The sequence below is a fragment of the Cytobacillus sp. EB106-05-05-XG126 genome (genome assembly GCF_058791715.1).
Window position 1 is genome coordinate 285,667 of record NZ_JBYTDU010000002.1, and the last position, 18,656, is coordinate 304,322.

Annotated in this window: 18 protein-coding genes; 16 read left to right on the forward strand and 2 right to left on the reverse strand. The window is 41.5% G+C overall.

The window, feature by feature from the left end; all coding sequences use genetic code 11:
* The first annotated feature begins 123 nt into the window (after nucleotides 1-123).
* The 7 genes from AC3WTL_RS11815 (at nucleotide 124) to yajC (ending at nucleotide 5,330) form a co-directional block, all read left to right on the forward strand.
* Nucleotides 124-687: a tyrosine-type recombinase/integrase gene (locus AC3WTL_RS11815; protein ID WP_222497673.1), complete on the forward strand. Its 564-nt coding sequence runs from the start codon at nucleotides 124-126 to the stop codon at nucleotides 685-687.
* Between the two features lie 161 nt (nucleotides 688-848).
* On the forward strand, nucleotides 849-1,460 hold the full coding sequence (gene ruvA / locus AC3WTL_RS11820) for a Holliday junction branch migration protein RuvA (RefSeq protein ID WP_197213308.1): 612 nt from the start codon (nucleotides 849-851) through the stop codon (nucleotides 1,458-1,460).
* A gap of 52 nt (nucleotides 1,461-1,512) precedes the next feature.
* Complete coding sequence (ruvB, locus tag AC3WTL_RS11825) at nucleotides 1,513-2,514, forward strand: Holliday junction branch migration DNA helicase RuvB (RefSeq protein ID WP_222497674.1); 1,002 nt, start codon at nucleotides 1,513-1,515, stop codon at nucleotides 2,512-2,514.
* Nucleotides 2,511-2,717: a DUF2905 domain-containing protein gene (locus AC3WTL_RS11830; protein WP_222497676.1), complete on the forward strand. Its 207-nt coding sequence runs from the start codon at nucleotides 2,511-2,513 to the stop codon at nucleotides 2,715-2,717. The genes ruvB and AC3WTL_RS11830 overlap by 4 nt, the downstream gene beginning before the upstream one ends.
* Nucleotides 2,718-2,745: 28 nt before the next feature.
* A complete protein-coding gene (gene queA, locus AC3WTL_RS11835) occupies nucleotides 2,746-3,774 on the forward strand; it encodes a tRNA preQ1(34) S-adenosylmethionine ribosyltransferase-isomerase QueA (RefSeq protein ID WP_048011595.1) in 1,029 nt (342 codons plus the stop codon).
* 60 nt (nucleotides 3,775-3,834) lie between these two features.
* Entirely contained in the window at nucleotides 3,835-4,974 is a 1,140-nt protein-coding gene (gene tgt / locus AC3WTL_RS11840) for a tRNA guanosine(34) transglycosylase Tgt (protein WP_048011594.1), read from the forward strand.
* A 71-nt stretch (nucleotides 4,975-5,045) separates the two neighbouring features.
* On the forward strand, nucleotides 5,046-5,330 hold the full coding sequence (gene yajC, locus AC3WTL_RS11845) for a preprotein translocase subunit YajC (RefSeq protein ID WP_009333093.1): 285 nt from the start codon (nucleotides 5,046-5,048) through the stop codon (nucleotides 5,328-5,330).
* A 39-nt stretch (nucleotides 5,331-5,369) separates the two neighbouring features.
* Here the strand turns inward: yajC and AC3WTL_RS11850 are convergent, their stop codons facing one another.
* Complete coding sequence (locus tag AC3WTL_RS11850) at nucleotides 5,370-5,756, reverse strand: TIGR04086 family membrane protein (protein WP_222498082.1); 387 nt, start codon at nucleotides 5,754-5,756, stop codon at nucleotides 5,370-5,372.
* Between the two features lie 198 nt (nucleotides 5,757-5,954).
* On the opposite strand from AC3WTL_RS11850, the gene AC3WTL_RS11855 reads away from it, so the two are divergent.
* The gene (locus AC3WTL_RS11855; protein ID WP_222497677.1) at nucleotides 5,955-6,605 is read left to right on the forward strand and encodes a DUF421 domain-containing protein; all 651 of its coding nucleotides are present in this window, start codon (nucleotides 5,955-5,957) and stop codon (nucleotides 6,603-6,605) included.
* A gap of 32 nt (nucleotides 6,606-6,637) precedes the next feature.
* Here AC3WTL_RS11855 and spoVB read toward each other — a convergent pair whose 3' ends face one another.
* Nucleotides 6,638-8,203: a stage V sporulation protein B gene (spoVB, locus tag AC3WTL_RS11860; RefSeq protein ID WP_048010360.1), complete on the reverse strand. Its 1,566-nt coding sequence runs from the start codon at nucleotides 8,201-8,203 to the stop codon at nucleotides 6,638-6,640.
* A 122-nt stretch (nucleotides 8,204-8,325) separates the two neighbouring features.
* Here spoVB and AC3WTL_RS11865 point away from each other — a divergent pair, with 122 nt between their 5' ends.
* From AC3WTL_RS11865 to dtd, 8 genes are all read left to right on the forward strand, one after another.
* On the forward strand, nucleotides 8,326-8,622 hold the full coding sequence (locus tag AC3WTL_RS11865; RefSeq protein ID WP_222497678.1) for a post-transcriptional regulator: 297 nt from the start codon (nucleotides 8,326-8,328) through the stop codon (nucleotides 8,620-8,622).
* Nucleotides 8,623-8,910: 288 nt separating this feature from the next.
* Nucleotides 8,911-11,175 carry a protein translocase subunit SecDF gene (secDF, locus tag AC3WTL_RS11870; protein WP_492369440.1) on the forward strand — a complete coding sequence of 755 codons (2,265 nt, stop codon included), beginning with the start codon at nucleotides 8,911-8,913 and terminating at the stop codon, nucleotides 11,173-11,175.
* A 134-nt stretch (nucleotides 11,176-11,309) separates the two neighbouring features.
* A complete protein-coding gene (locus AC3WTL_RS11875) occupies nucleotides 11,310-12,212 on the forward strand; it encodes a cation diffusion facilitator family transporter (protein WP_248348336.1) in 903 nt (300 codons plus the stop codon).
* Nucleotides 12,213-12,236: 24 nt separating this feature from the next.
* Entirely contained in the window at nucleotides 12,237-12,554 is a 318-nt protein-coding gene (locus tag AC3WTL_RS11880) for a LapA family protein (RefSeq protein ID WP_048010356.1), read from the forward strand.
* 159 nt (nucleotides 12,555-12,713) lie between these two features.
* Nucleotides 12,714-15,083, forward strand: a complete 2,370-nt coding sequence (gene recJ / locus AC3WTL_RS11885; RefSeq protein WP_492369441.1) for a single-stranded-DNA-specific exonuclease RecJ — start codon at nucleotides 12,714-12,716, stop codon at nucleotides 15,081-15,083.
* Entirely contained in the window at nucleotides 15,074-15,586 is a 513-nt protein-coding gene (locus AC3WTL_RS11890) for an adenine phosphoribosyltransferase (protein ID WP_048010354.1), read from the forward strand. Before recJ ends, AC3WTL_RS11890 begins: the two co-directional genes overlap by 10 nt.
* Before the next feature lie 412 nt (nucleotides 15,587-15,998).
* Entirely contained in the window at nucleotides 15,999-18,194 is a 2,196-nt protein-coding gene (locus AC3WTL_RS11895; protein WP_061791146.1) for a RelA/SpoT family protein, read from the forward strand.
* A gap of 14 nt (nucleotides 18,195-18,208) precedes the next feature.
* Nucleotides 18,209-18,649 carry a D-aminoacyl-tRNA deacylase gene (gene dtd / locus AC3WTL_RS11900; RefSeq protein ID WP_048010352.1) on the forward strand — a complete coding sequence of 147 codons (441 nt, stop codon included), beginning with the start codon at nucleotides 18,209-18,211 and terminating at the stop codon, nucleotides 18,647-18,649.
* Nucleotides 18,650-18,656: the final 7 nt, after the last annotated feature.

The window sequence follows — 18,656 nt, forward strand, 5'->3', positions numbered from 1 at the left end:
CTCAAGTTATCAAGGGTGAACAAGGCGTTTTTTCTTTTCTTAAAAACTGCATCCAATCATTGTAATGTTACTTATTTTTTGATAGCTTATACTTATGTAACATTAGTTGCAGGAGGGAATCTTGTGGAATATGTTGATCCTATTAAGGACATCAAAAGCATAAATAAAATTAAAGAGATATTAAGGCAGCAGTCACAGCGCGATCTTTTGCTTTTTGTATTAGGGATTAATACGGGCATAAGGGTCAGTGATTTGCTATCTCTGAAAATCAGTGATGTTTGGAATGGGACGGAGATAAAAGAGTTTATTTATTTAACAAATATAAATAGCAATGAAAATAAAGCATTTTACTTAAATAATAGCGTGAAAAAAGAACTGAAAAAGTATTTTACTCAGCATGATTTCTCTGAATGTGATTATCTCTTCAAATCGAAAAAGAACAACCAGCCCATTACCCGTCAGCAAGCTTACCGGATCATTAATAATGCTGCAAAAGAAGCTGGAATTTCAGGGAGGATCGGCACACATACACTTCGAAAAACATTTGGCTATCATGCATATAGAAAAGGGATTGCTATTTCAATTATTATGTCCATCTATAATCACCATTCTTCCGCTGAAACTTTGCGTTATCTCGGTATTGAAAGAGGCGGGAAGCAATTGGTAAAAGTCGATGTTAATCTATAGAATGAGTTCAATGCATTGGCTGAAAATAGAGCGTCGTGTGTAGCATATGGATTTAGGCCAACAGGTAATGTATCTATCCCCAGCCTGTTCAGCATATTATTCTTCGTGCCAAAATAGTTTATGGTACAATGAGGTACAGTTGAATCAGAGGAGAGAAAGCATTGTTTGAATTTGTAAGAGGCAGGCTCGATTATATTGGACCTGAATATGTAGTTGTTGAAAACAATGGAATTGGATACCAGATATTAACGCCTAATCCATTTAGCTATACACCGGAGTTCGGGCAGGAAGTCAGGATATTCACGTATCATTATGTACGGGAAGATATCATGGCATTGTACGGCTTTCAGACTCGTGAGGAGAAGACGCTGTTTACCAGACTGCTCAATGTTACCGGCATTGGGCCGAAAGGAGCTCTTGCGATTCTTGCTTCTGGTGAACCTGAACAGGTAGTGCAGGCGATTGAAAATGAAGATGAAGCATTCCTCGTTAAGTTTCCTGGAGTCGGAAAGAAAACAGCCAGACAAATGATTCTTGATCTGAAAGGGAAGCTTCCGGATATTGTCCCTGACTTTTTCCCTAATCTGTTTTCAGCGGAAAAACTTCAGGCTGAGAGCGGGCCTGCGGGAGATTTGGAAGAAGCCTTGCTTGCATTAAAAGCACTGGGCTATTCAGATAAGGAACTGAAAAAGATTACACCGGAGTTGAAAAAGGAAAAGCTGACAACTGACCAATACATAAAGAAGGCCCTGCAAAAGCTTTTAAAATTATAATTTATTGGAAAAGGCCGTTTCGTTTTATGCTGAATTAAGAAGGTGATTAAGTATGGAAGAGCGGATAATATCCGGTGAGGCTGATCTTCAGGATATTTCATTTGAACAGAGTCTGCGCCCGCAGACATTAAAGCAGTATATTGGTCAGGATAAAGTAAAGGAGAACCTCGAGATCTTTATTAAAGCCGCTAGAATTCGCGAGGAGACCTTGGATCATGTCCTTCTATATGGGCCGCCGGGTTTGGGTAAGACCACTTTGGCTGCTATTATTGCCAATGAAATGGGTGTAAATATCAGAACTACTGCAGGCCCTGCAATTGAAAGGCCAGGTGATTTGGCGGCGATCCTGACTGCATTGGAACCGGGTGACGTCCTGTTTATTGATGAAATTCATCGCTTGCCGCGGTCTATAGAAGAAGTTCTTTATCCCGCTATGGAAGACTTCTGTCTGGATATTGTTATCGGCAAAGGGCCAAGTGCCAGATCAGTAAGACTGGATTTGCCCCCTTTTACACTGGTTGGCGCGACAACAAGGGCAGGGTCGCTATCGGCTCCGTTAAGAGACCGGTTTGGCGTGCTAAGCAGGCTAGAATACTACACAGAAGAGCAGCTGACGAATATTGTTGTGCGTACAGCTGAGGTGCTGGATACAGGCATAGATCAAAAAGCAGCCATTGAAGTGGCGAGAAGGTCAAGAGGCACGCCCAGAATTGCAAACAGGCTCCTCCGGAGAGTCAGGGATTTTGCCCAGGTCAAAGCAGATGGCCAAATTGATGAAACACTGGCCAGGGAGGCTCTTGAGCTTTTGCAGGTTGACCGTTTAGGCCTTGATCATATTGACCATAAATTATTAAGAGGGATAATCGAAAAATTCCGCGGCGGACCTGTAGGCCTTGAAACCATTGCAGCGACCATTGGGGAAGAAGCGCATACGATTGAAGATGTTTATGAACCCTATTTGTTGCAGATTGGGTTTCTTCAGCGGACACCAAGAGGAAGAATTGTAACAGACCTGGTGTACCGCCATTTTCAAATGGAGGTGCCTGCTGATTGAGCGGCATATCAAAGTGGCTGATGGTCATTGGTGCGATCATTTTTGCCATAGGATTTATAAGCCAGTTTATTAATATTGGCAAGCTGCCTGGAGATATAGTGATCAGGAAAGGCAATACGATTTTTTATTTTCCAGTCGTTACGTCAATTTTGCTGAGCATTATTCTATCTGCCATCTTTTATTTTATTGGCAGGTTCCGGTAGTCTATATGAAGAACAGAAGGGTGACATCATGAAAGTAGATTGGTTTGATTTTCATTTGCCAGAAGAATTAATTGCACAAACGCCTCTGGCTGATCGGACAAGCAGCAGGCTAATGGTCCTTGATAAAAGAACCGGGGATATTCAGCATAGTGTTTTTAAAGATATTAAGAATTATCTTAAAGCAGGAGATTGCCTTGTATTAAATGACACAAAGGTTCTTCCTGCGAGGCTGTTTGGAGAAAAGACGGGCACTGGTGCAAATATAGAGGTGCTTCTTCTCAAACAGGTTGAAGGGGATTCCTGGGAAACGCTGGTTAAACCAGCCAAAAGAGTAAAAGAAGGAACTGAGATAACTTTTGGAGACGGCAAATTGACTGCTGTCTGCACTGGAACCTCAGATCATGGCGGCAGGGTACTTGAGTTCAGATACGACGGGATATTCTATGAGGTACTTGAGCAATTGGGAGAAATGCCTTTGCCTCCTTATATTAAAGAGCAGCTTGATGATCGGGACCGTTATCAGACGGTGTTTGCCCGTGAGCGCGGTTCTGCTGCAGCTCCGACAGCAGGATTGCATTTTACTGAACAGCTTCTTGAAGAAATAAAAGAAATGGGTGTGCATATTGCTTTTATTACTCTTCATGTCGGTCTTGGAACCTTCAGGCCTGTTAGTGTGGAGGATTTAAATGAGCATGAAATGCATGCCGAATTTTACCAGGTAACTGAAGGAACTGCACGGCTTTTAAATGAAGTGCGTGAACAGGGAGGAAGAATCATCAGTGTGGGGACTACTTCCACGAGAACTTTAGAAACCATTGCTTCTGCGCATAATGGCCGTTTTGAGGAAGCAAGCGGCTGGACTGATATTTTCATTTACCCTGGCTATGATTTTAAAGCGATTGATGGCATGATTACGAATTTTCACCTGCCTAAATCAACTTTAATTATGCTTGTGAGTGCACTGGCAGGCCGTGAGAACGTTCTGAATGCCTATAATCAGGCAGTTGAAGAGCGTTACCGTTTCTTCAGCTTTGGAGATGCTATGCTCATTTTGTAATATTATTTTGCCTTTCCCTGGCAGGAATAATGTGCTTTTAAATGGAAGGAGAACTGCAACTTGACTGCAATTCGTTATGAATTAATAAAAACATGTAAGCAAACAGGTGCCCGTCTGGGACGGGTACATACGCCGCATGGTTCTTTTGAAACCCCTGTGTTCATGCCCGTTGGAACACTCGCTACAGTAAAAACCATGTCCCCGGAAGAATTGGTGGAAATGGGAGCGGGCATCATTCTTAGCAATACTTATCATCTCTGGCTCCGGCCGGGTCAGGAAATCGTGGAAGAAGCGGGCGGCCTGCATAAATTTATGAATTGGGACAGGGCCATTCTGACAGATTCCGGCGGATTTCAGGTGTTCAGCCTTAGCGAATTCCGCAAAATTGAAGAAGAAGGCGTTCATTTCAGGAACCATTTGAATGGTGATAAACTGTTTTTATCTCCTGAAAAAGCAATGGATATTCAAAATTCGCTTGGATCTGATATTATGATGGCATTTGATGAGTGTCCGCCTTATCCAGCTTCTTTTGAATATATGAAGAAGTCAGTTGAAAGGACTTCCCGATGGGCTGAACGCTGCTTAAAAGCTCACAAGCGCCCGAATGATCAGGGGCTCTTTGGTATTATACAGGGCGGGGAATATGAGGAGCTGCGCAAACAGAGCGCGAGAGACTTAACATCTCTTGATTTCCCGGGGTATGCTGTGGGCGGATTATCGGTAGGCGAGCCGAAGGATGTAATGAACCGGGTGCTTGAATTTACAACTCCGCTAATGCCGTCTGATAAGCCAAGATACCTTATGGGAGTGGGATCCCCGGATTCTTTGATTGATGGTTCGATCAGAGGAATCGATATGTTTGACTGTGTTCTTCCTACCAGGATTGCGAGGAACGGAACATTGATGACAAGCAATGGCCGGCTGGTTGTTAAAAATGCAAAATTTGCAAGAGATTTTGGCCCTATAGACGAGAATTGCGATTGCTACACATGCCGAAACTACAGCCGTGCTTACATCAGGCATTTGATCCGCTGTGATGAAACATTTGGAATCAGGCTTACAACTTACCATAATCTTTATTTTCTGTTAAAATTAATGGAGCAGGTAAGACAGGCTATTAGGGAAGATCGCTTGGGAGACTTTAGAGAAGAGTTTTTCGAAAGGTATGGATTTAATAAGCCTAACGCGAAGAACTTTTAATCATAAAAAATTGAGTTCATTTTAGGGGCTTTTTCCTTTAATCGGGCTGATCTTTGAAAGGGGGGAAAACTATGGAGCTTTTAGGAACATTAGGACCATTATTGCTGATGTTTGTTTTATTCTATTTCCTGTTAATTCGTCCGCAGCAGAAACGCCAAAAGGCAGTTCAGCAAATGCAGAGTGATTTGAAAAAGGGAGATAAGGTTGTTACAATCGGCGGCCTTCATGGATTCGTTGATGCTATCGACGAAGACAAAGTGGTTATTAAATGTGGTGACGGAAGCCGTCTTACATACGATCGTGCAGCGATCCGCGAAGTAACGCAGGCAACTGGCGATGCATTAGCAAAATCTTAATATCAAAAAAGAAGGTCCTGAGCTGCAGGACCTTCTTTTTTATGCATTTCTTTTGGTGTTGAGATTCACTCCCAATATACCGCCCATCATGGCCGTAAGTGTGAAACAGGTGTGGTAAATCATTTGCTCCATATTAAATAAACTGTCATGTCCCAAATATTGAAAAAGAAAAATAACGATTGAATAAATAAGGCCGGTTAAGCCTCCGAGCAGCCAGCCTTTTTGCTTCCCTTTGCCTCCGGAAATGAACCCGCCTGCAAAAAGAGAAATGAATGAAACACCAGTAATAATATACTGCAAGGATGACTCCTGCAGTGATGTAAATCTCAAGAGCAGTGAAAAAATGAGACTGCCGGCAACGGCAATGGCAAAAATCGCAATAATACCATAAAGTACAGCGCTTCCAAAGTTCTTTGATTCTTCTATATGGACCCTCTCCCTTCTTAATGAGTGAACAGGAACAGCTTTCAACCCTTGAGGTAACCAGCCTTTTCCTTAGTACAAGCATATTCAGACAATGAAAAAATAGAATCGAAATTATTCAAAGAAAAAACCTCATATACTAATAAAAGTTCAAATATGCGGAAGAATAGAAAGGATTGCATCAAAAGGAGTGCTGTTGAAGTGGAAGAGTATCTAATCATCGTTGTAAGAACCTTATTTCTGTATGCAGTCATTCTTCTCATTTTTAGACTGATGGGCAAAAGGGAAATTGGGGAACTAAGCATCCTGGACCTGGTCGTCTATATCATGATTGCTGAACTTGCAGTTGTCGCGATTGAAACTCCGGATTCAAATATTTTTAAAAATGTGCTTCCCATGCTCCTTTTGATGGTTGTACAAATTGTATTGGCCATATTCTCCCTGAAGAGCAAAACATTCAGGGACGTAGTTGATGGCAAGCCGACCATTATTATTAATAAAGGAAAAATAGATGAAAATGCCATGAGGAAGCAGCGGTATAACTTTGATGACCTGCTTCTGCAGTTAAGAGAAAAAGATATTGCCAAAATCTCTGATGTGGAGTTTGCCATCCTTGAATCCTCCGGTACACTGTCAGTATTTGAAAGAAAAGGCAGTAAAGACGGGGGGATAACGATCCCTTTAATTATAGATGGCACGATTCAGAAAACTAATCTGGAAACGATAAATAAAAGTGACTTTTGGCTGCGTCAGGAACTTCGAAAAGAGGGGTATAAAGAGATATCCACTATTTCATTCTGCAGTTATGAAAATGGCCAATTTTATGTGGACCTGCTTGATGAAAGAAAATAAAAACAAGGTCAGCTCAGCTGACCTGTGAAATATTACTTAAATGCCAGTCTCGATATCATTTTGCCTATCCCCGGAATACGCACTAAGTCATTCTTTTTAATCAGCTTTAAGATTAATAAAAGGATGATGTAGACAATTGTGATAACTGCAGATATCAAAATAACCCTTAAGGCTGTATTCATGTCAGAGGCAAGGATGTCTTTTAGCATCCAGAAACCTAAGCCTCCTGATACAATCATAGCTATAAACGTTTTTATATAATCCCTTACGAAAAAAGTAAAAGAAATAGCTTTCAGAACGGTTGCAAAGTGAAGCATTGTCACCAGGACTGTACCTGTCAAAATCCCCATCGCAACTCCATTTATCCCAAATGCAGGCTGGCTGGCAAGAAGAAAGATAACGGCCGTCTTTACAACAGCTCCAATCAAGCTGTTGATCATGGCAGCACGGGCAAGATTCAATGCCTGCAAAGTTGCCTGAAGAGGTCCCTGATAATAATAAAACAGGAAAAAGGGCGCCATCAGTTTAATAAAATGAGAACCGCTTGAGGAGCCATACATCACTTCCATTAACTGATCGGAAAGGACGTAAAGAACCACCACTGCAAGGCCCCCGGTAATGAATGCGAATCGAAGAGCCTGCTGAAGCCGGTATTCGATCAGACGCATATTATTTTGGGAATTTGCCTCGCTTATAGCGGGAACAAGAGAAGTTGACAGAGAATAAGTAATAAACGATGGCAGCATCAGCAGAGGCATGGCAAAGCCCGTAAGAGCACCATACTGCTTCGTAGCCGCAGCTGCTGCCACACCTGCAAGTGCCAGACTCTGCGCTACCACAATCGGTTCAAAAAACCAGGCGACAGAACCGATCATTCTGCTCCCTGTCGTTGGGAGAGCAACGGTCATCAATTCGTTAAATGTACTTTTTCCGGAAGACACATATTTAAAAAATTGGTTCCTGACTCTGAATTTCTTTTTAAGCTTAAATGTGGTCATCAAATAAAGCAATGATGCAAGCTCCCCGATGACTGCTGCCAGCATGGCGCCCGCAGCCGCATATTCAATTCCATATGGCAGAAATGCTTTAGTCATTAAAGCGATCAGACTGATTCGGACTATCTGCTCAATCATCTGGGAATAGGCAGCAGGCTTCATGTTTTGCCTGCCCTGGAAATAACCGCGAATGACTGAGGAAACTGCAATGATCGGCACAATTGGAGCGATTGCCATCAAAGGCAAATGGGTCCGGTTATCAGTAAAGAGTGTCTCTGATAATAATGGAGCGAGCAAAATTAAAGCGGGAGTGAAAACAATGGAAAGCGAGATGGTAGTTGCCAAGGAAACAATTAATATTTTTTTAATTTTTGCTGTATCTCCTCTTGCCTCTGCCTCGGCCACATTTTTAGAAATAGCAACCGGCAGTCCAATCTGTGTGATGGTGACGACAAGAATCATGGTGGGAAAGGCCATCATATAAAGGCCAACACCTTCTTCTCCAATAAATCGGGCGATGACAATCCTGTTAATAAAGCCAAGGACCCTGGTCACCAGGCCTGCAGCGAGCAGGATCATGGTACCTTTAAGAAATTTGGACATTCAACTCCCTGCCTTCTCAAAATGGGTAATATCATATACAATTATCTATATGCAAGATAGAGGACAAAGCATGACAAGCTATCATAATTTCCATGTTATTAATGGCGGGGAGGCGGCTGAAAATGAAAATCGGCCATGAATATGATTATTTTCGCACTACGGTAAAGCCTGCATTGGAAAGCAAACTGGATGAATTCCGGCTTCTGGGATATAAAAAAGTGACTGAACAGGAACTTTGGGGTTATCTCACAAAGAAAAAGTGGAAAAAACCCCAAAAAAATGTCAGGCTATTTGAAATTGTGGAAGAAATAATGGAAGTGAAGGTGAGTGAATACATTCATTATGCTACCATCGAGGCTTTTAAAGAAGCTGAATTTGATTTAGATAACGAAGAAGAAAGAAAAAAACTATTAAAGTAGACAGGTGTTTCCAATTTTTTTCATGGTTTAACATGATATAAGGGAAATTGACAGGTTTTACAATCTGTTTCATAATGAAAAGCGGAGTAATCGGCTTTTTTCATGTAATTGGTTATACATAGAATGAAAGTTAAGGACGAGTAGTAAAAGTTTCAAACAGTAGTCTTAATTAACGGGAAGGCTTATTAGATAGTAATGCAGGCTTCACGTGCAGAAATGTATGGTAAATAATGCATCACGCCGCTGATGCAGTGCCTGCGGGCGATAGTTAAGGAGGATTTATTCAGAATGGTAAAGCGCAGCCGTATCGTTGCTTTTTTCCTGATTATTTTATTATTGGGAAGCTTGGCTGGGGCAACGACAAACAACATCTTAAAAAATATTAAGCTTGGACTTGATTTACAGGGCGGATTTGAGGTTCTCTATGAGGTAACGCCAAAAGATGGGCAGAAGGTGACTAAAGAAGTCCTAGCAAGTACTGCCGAAGCGCTCGACAGGCGAATCAATGTACTTGGAGTCAGTGAGCCGAATATCCAGATTGAGGGAGATAAGCGGGTCCGTGTTCAGCTTGCCGGTGTAACAGATCAGAATAAAGCAAGGGAAATTCTGTCCACAGAAGCTAATCTCTCATTTAGAGATGTTAATGATCAGTTGATGATGGATGGTTCAGATCTTGCTGAAAATGGTGCAAAGCAGACATTTGATGAAAATGGAAAGCCAAGTGTTTCATTGAAGCTGAAAAGCGCTGGAAAATTTAAAGATGTAACCCAAAAAATTGTCAATATGGGAGCGCCAAATAACCTGCTTGTCATTTGGCTTGATTTTGAAGAAGGCCAGGATTCCTTCCAGGCTGAGGCAGCAAAAGAAGACCCAAAATACTTATCTGCTCCACAGGTAAGCCAAATCTTTAATCAGGATACCGTTTCCATTGTGGGAAACTTTACAATTGAAGAAGCACAGACGCTGGCGGATTTATTGAATGCAGGATCCCTTCCTGTACAGCTCGATGAAGTTTATTCAACATCAGTAGGTGCTAAATTTGGTGAGCAGGCAATGGAAACGACTATTCTTGCCGGAATAATAGGAGTATTGATTATCTTTATCTACATGATTGCGGTATATCGTTTCCCTGGATTTATTGCAACTCTTACTTTATCGTTTTATATTTATCTGATTTTACTCGTTTTTGACTGGATGAATGGCGTATTGACGCTGCCTGGTATTGCTGCGCTTATCCTGGGGGTTGGTATGGCGGTTGATGCGAATATCATTACCTATGAGAGAATCAGGGAAGAAATGAAAGTGGGCAGAACAATCAAATCTGCTTTCCAGGCTGGAGAGAAAAATTCACTTTCCACCATCTTTGATGCAAATATCACAACAATTCTGGCAGCAGCCGTATTATTCTTGTATGGGACAAGTTCTGTAAAGGGATTTGCTACCATGCTTATAATAAGCATTCTGGCCAGCTTTATTACTGCTGTATACGGTACAAGGCTGCTTATGGGGCTTTGGGTCCATAGTAAAGCACTTGATAAGAAACCAGGCTGGTTTGGAGTTAAGAAAAGTGAGATCAAAAATATTGCGGAAAATTACGATACCCTTGATTTGCCGACCAAATTTGATAAATTTGATTTTGTAGGGAGCCGCAAGAAGTTTTTCATCCTTTCTGCTGTTTTAATTACTGCAGGAATAATTGTTCTTTCTATATTCCGCTTAAATCTTGGAATCGATTTTGTCAGCGGTACCCGGATCGAGCAGCAGGCAGGTGAATCCTTAACAAAAGAAAAATTCCAAGCTGAATTATCAGCTCTTGGAATCGAGACAGATGATATTGTCATCTCTGGAGATAATAATGAAATTGGTGTTGCTAGATTTAAAGATGTTTTAACTAAAGACGAAATAGCAGAAGTTAAAACTCAATTTCATGAAAAATTCGGTCAAGATCCGAATGTCAGCACAGTTTCACCAACTGTAGGAAAAGAACTTGCAAAAAATGCACTGAAAGCTCTTGCGATAGCCTCAGTAGGCATTATCATTTATGTATCCATTCGCTTTGAGGTCAAGATGGCCATTCCGGCAGTACTGGCACTTCTGCATGATGCCTTCTTTATTATCGCAGTATTTAGCTTTACACGCATGGAAGTGGATATTACCTTCATTGCAGCAATTCTTACAGTGGTCGGTTACTCAATAAATGATACAATCGTAACGTTCGACCGGATGCGTGAGAATATGCAGAAAAAGAAAAAACTCAAGTCATTTGAAGATATTGCGGATGTTGTAAACAAGAGTCTTCGCCAAACGCTTGGCCGCTCTGTAAATACTGTTTTAACGGTTGTATTTACAGTCGTTGCGCTGCTTGTGTTTGGAAGTGAATCAATCAGAAACTTCTCGTTTGCACTTCTTATTGGTTTAATAGCAGGTACTTATTCTTCCATTTTCCTTGCTGCACAGATTTGGGCAGTATGGAAAGGCAAGGAACTGAAAGAAAAAGGCGTTATTCATACTGTTAAAGAAAAACGCAAAGTCACTGACGAACCCCAAGTGTAATAATTACAAAAAACTCAGGCGAGTGCCTGAGTTTTTTTATTAAATCAGGATACTGTCTATTTTACAAATTTGGTTAATGATTCCGGGAAATAGGATAAACTAATAGCAAGATCAGGGAGGAAGGAAGTATCGCTTTGGAAAATAACGATCGTTTTAAGAAAGCTGAATTTGCAGCTATAATTGGCATCGTGGGCAATATTATTCTTGCCGCCCTCAAATGGGGAATTGGCGTTTATTCAGGAAGTAAAGCGCTGGTGGCGGATGCGGTCCATTCAGCTTCAGATGTTGCCGGATCTTTTGCTGTTTATTTGGGTCTGAGGGCTGCGAAACAGCCGCCGGATGAGGATCATCCATACGGTCATGGCAAAGCTGAATTGATAGCGGCCATAATTGTTGCCGTTCTGCTGTTCCTCGTGGGAATAGAAATCGGAAAATCATCATTTGAATCATTCTTTTCGCCAATTGAACCTCCAAAAGCAATTGCAATAGCTGCAGTGGTGGTTTCCATCGTTGTGAAAGAAGCTATGTTTCGTTATAAGTATAATTTGGGAAAGAAACTAAACAGTGATGCTTTAATTGTAAATGCTTATGAACACCGTTCAGATGTTTATTCATCAATTGCAGCTTTAATAGGTATTGGCTGTGCGATTATTGGAGGAAGAATGGGGATCGAATGGCTTGAGTATGCAGATCCTGTGGCTGGCCTCATTGTGTCCCTTATGATTCTCCAAATGGCATGGCGGCTTGGGAAAGAATCCATTCACAGCACACTTGATCACGTGCTTCATGAAGAAGATACTCTTGAAATGCGCAAAACGGCTGAATCCGTAGACCATGTTAAAAGGATCGATGAATTGCATGCCAGGGAGCACGGACACTATGTTATTGTTGATATTAAAGTGTCGGTGGATCCGAATATGACTGTTGAGGATGGACACCGGGTCGGCAAAGAAGTAAAACGCAAGCTGCTCCAATTGGAAAATGTGCAAAATGTCTTTGTGCACATTAATCCTTTCAGTGAAGAACATATAATTTAGAGAATATATCAGGGAGAGGATAGCATGAAATTTCAATGGACTTTATTATTTGGTTTTTTATTTGCGCTGATCGTGGCTGTTTTTGCAGTGATCAATGTCGATAATGTAACGGTAAACTACTTGTTTGGGGAAAGCCAGTGGCCGCTGATTCTAGTGATTTTAGGATCTGTTCTTATGGGTGGACTAATAGTAGGTTCTGTCGGCATTGTCCGCATTTACTCACTTCAAAGGCAAGTGAAATTACTAAAAAGGGAAAATGAAAAGCTGAAAGCAGGAAATTCTGTAAAAGATAATGCTGAGAAGGAAGAACTTGAAAAGGAGCTGGATAGGGATATACATTAAATGAACATGCTTGAGCTTATGCTCAAGTTTTTCTTTTGGTCTCAAAAAGTGACCTGCAGCACCTGTGTTTCTTTCCAGAATTGTATGGATTAACCCGATTTTAACTTATTGAAACACACCTTCCCCTCTTGTATAATTAATAAGCTGAGGGGTGAACGTATGTTACATTCAAGAACGCGATGGATTGTTCGGCAAACAGAGGAGGATAAAGTACAGCGGCTTTCAAAGGAACTGAATATTTCTCCTCTTGCAGCATCGCTTTTAATTAATCGCGGAATGGATACCGTTGATTCAGCACGGTATTTTCTGATGGATAATGAGCAGGAATTTCATGATCCTTTTTTAATGACAGATATGGCAATTGCTGTTTCCAGAATAAAAGAAGCTATTGAAAAACAGGAACCTATTTTAATTTTTGGTGATTATGATGCGGATGGTGTGACCAGCACTTCTGTCATTATGATGGCACTTAAAGATCTCGGTGCTGATGTCCAATTCTACATACCGAATCGTTTTACGGAGGGCTATGGGCCAAATATCCCGGCTTTTGAACATGCAGCCGAAATTGGCATCCGTTTAATTATTACTGTAGATACTGGAATCTCTGCTGTAAATGAAGCAAAAGCTGCAAAAGAGCTTGGAATGGATTTGATCATTACAGATCACCATGAGCCCGGCCCCGAGCTTCCTGAAGCATTGGCCATTGTGCATCCTAAGCATCCGGAGAGCAGATACCCGTTCCGGGAACTTGCCGGTGTTGGGGTAGCATTTAAGCTTGCACATGCGCTTTATGGTGAAATGCCTGAACACCTTTTGGAGATAGCTGCGATCGGCACAATTGCTGATCTTGTTTCTTTAACAGGAGAAAACAGACTTATTGCCAAGCGCGGGATTCAAAAGCTGAAATCAACTAAAAATACAGGTTTGAATGCTTTGTTTAAAGCGGCACGAATCGAGCTTCCATCCATTAATGAGGAAACGATCGGCTTTACAATCGGCCCTCGCCTCAATGCAGCAGGAAGGCTTGAAAGCGCGGATCCTGCTGTGGATCTGCTTTTGACAAATGATCCTTATGAAGCACAAGCCATTGCCGAAGAAATTGAAATGCTGAATAAAGAAAGGCAATCTATTGTCAATGACATTGCAGCGCAAGCGGTTCATGAGGTTGAAACAAATTTCCCAATCAGTGAGAATTCAGTTATTGTTGTCGGGAAAGAAGGCTGGAACGCCGGGGTAATCGGAATAGTAGCTTCGAAGCTTGTCGAAAAGTTTTACCGCCCGGCCATTGTCCTTAGTTATGACAGTGAAAAAGGGCTGGCGAAGGGTTCAGCAAGAAGTATAGAAGGTTTTGATCTGTTCAAGAATCTTTCTGAATGCCGGGATATCCTGCCTCACTTTGGAGGGCACCCGATGGCAGCGGGTATGACTTTATCCATTGATTCGGTTGATGATCTGAGAAGCAGACTGAATACTCTTGCAAATGAACAGCTGAGTGAGGAAGATTTTATTCCTGTAACCTCTATAGATGGGGTTTTCCATTTAAAAGATATCAATCTTTCTTCCATTGCGGAAATGCAGCTGCTTGCTCCATTCGGGATGGGAAATGCGAAACCAAAAGTAATGATAAAAGATGCTAATATTGCAGCTATGAGAAAGATCGGATCTGAACAGAACCATATTAAAGTCACAATCGAGAATGATGGATCTTCACTTGATGGCATCGGTTTTGGACTTGGGCATTTGCATGAACATATTTCACCATACTCCAAGCTGTCCGTTATTGGTGAATTATCCATTAATGAATGGAATAATATTAAAAAACCGCAAATTTTCCTGCAGGATATGGCAGTCAACTCCTGGCAGCTCTTTGATATCCGGAGTTTAAAACGGCTTGAAAGGCTCCAAAGTATCATTCCTGAGGCAAACACAACCTGGTTATTTTTTAATGAGGAATATATTTCTAAATATAAACCATTTGCAGGGGAAAACATGGTGAAAATAACATCTGCAGAAGACGCAGAAGACATAAAAATAGAAGGCTCAAATGTTGTACTGGCTGATTTGCCGCCTTCAAAGGAAATTCTTGCACAGGTTTTCTCCGGGAAAAAACCTGCCAGAGTTTATGCTCATTTCTATAAAGAAGACAGTGACTTTTTTAGCACATTACCAACAAGAGACCATTTTAAATGGTACTTTGCCCTTATTGCTAAAAAAGGTTCAATTGATATCAGGCGTCATGGGAATGATATAGCGAAGCATAAAGGATGGAGCAGAGAGACAGTAGATTTTATGTCTCAAGTGTTTTTTGAATTGGAATTTGTTAAAATAAATAATGGTGTCATTTCGTTAAACAATACATCCACTAAACGTGATTTAGCTGATTCACAAACTTATCAGCTTAAACAGGCACAATACACTCTTGAGAGCGATTTGCTCTATTCATCCTTTCAGCAGCTCAAAGACTGGTTTGATGAAGTTATGCAAGGGGCTGTAAAACTTGAGGAGGCAAAGGAAGAAAAATGGACTTAAAACAGTATATAACAATTGTAGAAGATTGGCCGAAGCCAGGCATTAAATTTAAAGATATTACAACTCTTATGGACAATGGTGACGCATATAAATATGCTACTGATCAAATTGTTGAATATGCCCGCGAAAAGAAGATTGACCTGGTTGTCGGCCCTGAAGCCCGCGGATTCATCATCGGCTGCCCTGTGGCTTATTCTTTAGGTGTAGGCTTTGCCCCAGTCCGAAAAGAAGGCAAACTTCCACGTGAAACAGTCAAGGTTAATTATGGCCTAGAGTATGGCAAAGATGTTTTAACCATTCATAAGGATGCCATCAAACCAGGGCAAAGAGTCCTGATTACTGATGACCTCCTTGCAACAGGCGGAACAATCGATGCAACTATCCAGCTGGTTGAAGAACTTGGCGGAGTAGTGGCAGGCATTGCATTCCTTATTGAGTTAACATACCTTGACGGGCGTAAAAAGCTCGACAACTACGACATTCTGACATTAATGCAGTATTAATTTTTTATATAAAGAGAGCGCCATTCGAAATGGGGCTCTTTTTAATTGGCTGTTTTATCAAGTTTGTTGCTTTTTGTATTAGATATGCTGAGCAGCCTGGAGCGGAATCAACGGACAATATCGATAAGTAAAAACAATAATTTATACGAAAAGAGCCTTTTAATTTATATTAGAAAATAGTTTATAAAGGGTTTCCAAATCCATTTATGGAAAAACAATAAAGGGATTCGGACAAAAAACGACAAAATTTTTGTTATTCCCATAAAAATAACAGTCTATCCCTTTACATCTTCACTTTTTTTTTCGATAATAGTAGCAATATTAATTTTTTTAATAACTTGTTATTCATTATCAATTTCAAAATTATTACATTATGCAACTGCATAAAATTCAGGGAGATAAAGGTGATTCCATGGCGAACGATCAAGTTCTGACCGCCGAGCAAGTCATCAACAGGGCAAAAGAATATTTAAACGATGAGCATGCAGAGCTTGTTAAAAAAGCATACGAGTTTGCCAAGCATGCCCATCGTGAACAATATAGAAAATCCGGTGAACCATACATCATCCATCCAATCCAGGTAGCAGGCATCCTTGCAGATCTGGAGATGGATCCATCAACGGTTGCAGCCGGCTTTCTTCACGATGTGGTTGAAGACACCGAAGTCTCATTGGAGAATATCGAAGAAGCCTTCAATTCAGAAGTGGCCATGCTTGTCGATGGTGTAACGAAGCTGGGGAAAATTAAATATAAATCTCAGGAAGAGCAGCAGGCTGAAAACCACCGGAAAATGTTTGTGGCTATGGCCCAGGACATCCGTGTAATCTTGATAAAGCTTGCTGACCGCCTTCATAATATGCGGACACTTAAGCATCTGCCTGCGGAAAAGCAGCGCCGCATTTCAAATGAAACACTTGAAATCTTTGCACCTCTTGCCCATAGGCTTGGAATCTCCAAGATTAAGTGGGAGCTTGAAGATACAGCATTGAGGTACCTAAATCCGCAGCAGTATTACCGGATTGTAAACCTGATGAAGAAAAAAAGGGCTGAGCGGGAAGAGTATTTAGATGATGTAATCAATGTTATGAGGAGCAGAATGTCAGAGGTCTCAATTAAATCAGAAATCTCGGGACGCCCTAAGCATATTTACAGCATCTACCGTAAAATGGCCCTTCAAAATAAGCAATTCAATGAGATATATGATTTGCTGGCTGTACGCATTGTTGTTAACAGCATTAAGGATTGCTATGCGGTTCTCGGGATTATTCATACTTGCTGGAAGCCAATGCCCGGCCGTTTTAAAGATTATATTGCCATGCCTAAACAGAATATGTATCAGTCACTTCATACTACGGTTATCGGACCAAAGGGCGACCCACTGGAAGTCCAGATCCGCACCATGGACATGCACAGAATTGCAGAGTTTGGTATTGCTGCACATTGGGCTTATAAAGAAGGAAAAAGAGTGAATGAAGGCTCTTCTTTTGAGGAGAAGCTGACATGGTTCCGTGAAATCCTGGAATTCCAGGATGATGCAGCCAATGCTGAAGAATTCATGGAATCATTGAAAATTGACTTGTTTTCCGATATGGTGTTTGTTTTTACTCCCAAAGGGGACGTCATCGAGCTTCCTTCCGGATCAGTCCCAATTGACTTTGCTTACAGGATACATTCAGAAATAGGAAACAAGACAATCGGCGCCAAAGTGAATGGGAAAATGGTAACCTTGGATTATAAGCTGAAAACCGGAGATATCATTGAAATTCTGACATCCAAGCATTCCTATGGGCCAAGTAAAGACTGGCTGAAGCTGGCTCAGACTTCACAGGCAAAAAATAGAATTCGGACGTTCTTCAAAAAGCAAAGAAAAGAAGAAAATGTGGAAAAAGGGAAAGAGCTGGTTGAGCGGGAAATCCGCAATATGGATTTCGAGCTGAAGGAAATCCTGACACCTGATAATGTCAAAAGGATTGCAGAGAAATTCAATTTCGCTACTGAGGAAGATATGTATGCTGCTGTTGGCTATAATGGGGTAACAGCTCTTCAGGTTGCCAACAGGCTTACAGAAAAATGGCGCAAGAAGCGCGACCTTGAACAAACCTCCGATATTACAAATGCTGTTTCGGAACTAAAGACATTTACTTCAGCTAAAAAGCGCGAATCCGGTGTCCGGGTTTCCGGCATAGATAACCTGCTCATTCGCCTTTCCCGCTGCTGTAATCCTGTCCCAGGGGATGAAATCGTCGGGTTTATTACAAAGGGCAGAGGTGTCTCTGTACACCGTGATGATTGCCCTAATATCGAAACGGATGATGCAAAACAAAGGCTAATCCCGGTAGAGTGGGAAACAGCATTAAATGACCGGAAAGAATATAATGTCGAAATTGAAATTACCGGTTATGACCGCAGAGGTTTATTGAACGAGGTTCTTCAGGCTGTTAATGAAACGAAAACCAACATTTCAGCCGTATCAGGCCGTTCGGACCGAAATAAATCAGCAACGATCAATATGTCCATTGCTATACACAATGTAAGCCACCTGCAAAGGGTTGTAGAGCGGATAAAGCAAATCCCTGATATTTATGCGGTAAGAAGGATTATGAACTAAAGGGAGCAGATAGAATGCGTGTTGTAGTGCAGCGAAGCAAAGAAGCCAGCGTAACGGTGGACGGAGAAACCGTTGGGAGCATCAAAAAGGGGTTTGTTTTGCTCGTTGGAGTCACCCACGAAGATAAAGAAGAGGACGCAGCTTTTCTGGCTGATAAGATTGCCAATCTTCGCGTCTTTGAAGATGATGCCGGCAAAATGAATCTATCACTGCTCGATCAGGAAGGTGAAATTCTTTCGGTTTCGCAATTTACACTGTATGGAGATTGCCGAAAGGGCAGACGGCCCAATTTCATGGATGCGGCCAAGCCTGCGCACGCCGTGAAAATCTATGATGCTTTTAATCGGTTTCTGGAAGCTAAAGGCCTGAAAGTCGAAACAGGTGAATTCGGCGCCATGATGGATGTTCAGTTAACCAACGATGGACCTGTTACCTTAATCTTAGAAAGCAAATAATGAACGC

What these genes read in the sequence shown, in the direction of transcription:
- queA (WP_048011595.1), top strand. Translation starts at nt 2,746, where the DNA reads ATGAAAGTAGATTGGTTTGATTTTCATTTGCCAGAAGAATTAATTGCA.
- AC3WTL_RS11895 (WP_061791146.1), top strand. Translation starts at nt 15,999, where the DNA reads ATGGCGAACGATCAAGTTCTGACCGCCGAGCAAGTCATCAACAGGGCA.
- AC3WTL_RS11880 (WP_048010356.1), top strand. Translation starts at nt 12,237, where the DNA reads ATGAAATTTCAATGGACTTTATTATTTGGTTTTTTATTTGCGCTGATC.
- recJ (WP_492369441.1), top strand. Translation starts at nt 12,714, where the DNA reads ATGTTACATTCAAGAACGCGATGGATTGTTCGGCAAACAGAGGAGGAT.
- AC3WTL_RS11865 (WP_222497678.1), top strand. Translation starts at nt 8,326, where the DNA reads ATGAAAATCGGCCATGAATATGATTATTTTCGCACTACGGTAAAGCCT.
- secDF (WP_492369440.1), top strand. Translation starts at nt 8,911, where the DNA reads ATGGTAAAGCGCAGCCGTATCGTTGCTTTTTTCCTGATTATTTTATTA.
- spoVB (WP_048010360.1), bottom strand. Translation starts at nt 8,203, where the DNA reads ATGTCCAAATTTCTTAAAGGTACCATGATCCTGCTCGCTGCAGGCCTG.
- dtd (WP_048010352.1), top strand. Translation starts at nt 18,209, where the DNA reads ATGCGTGTTGTAGTGCAGCGAAGCAAAGAAGCCAGCGTAACGGTGGAC.
- yajC (WP_009333093.1), top strand. Translation starts at nt 5,046, where the DNA reads ATGGAGCTTTTAGGAACATTAGGACCATTATTGCTGATGTTTGTTTTA.
- AC3WTL_RS11890 (WP_048010354.1), top strand. Translation starts at nt 15,074, where the DNA reads ATGGACTTAAAACAGTATATAACAATTGTAGAAGATTGGCCGAAGCCA.
- ruvB (WP_222497674.1), top strand. Translation starts at nt 1,513, where the DNA reads ATGGAAGAGCGGATAATATCCGGTGAGGCTGATCTTCAGGATATTTCA.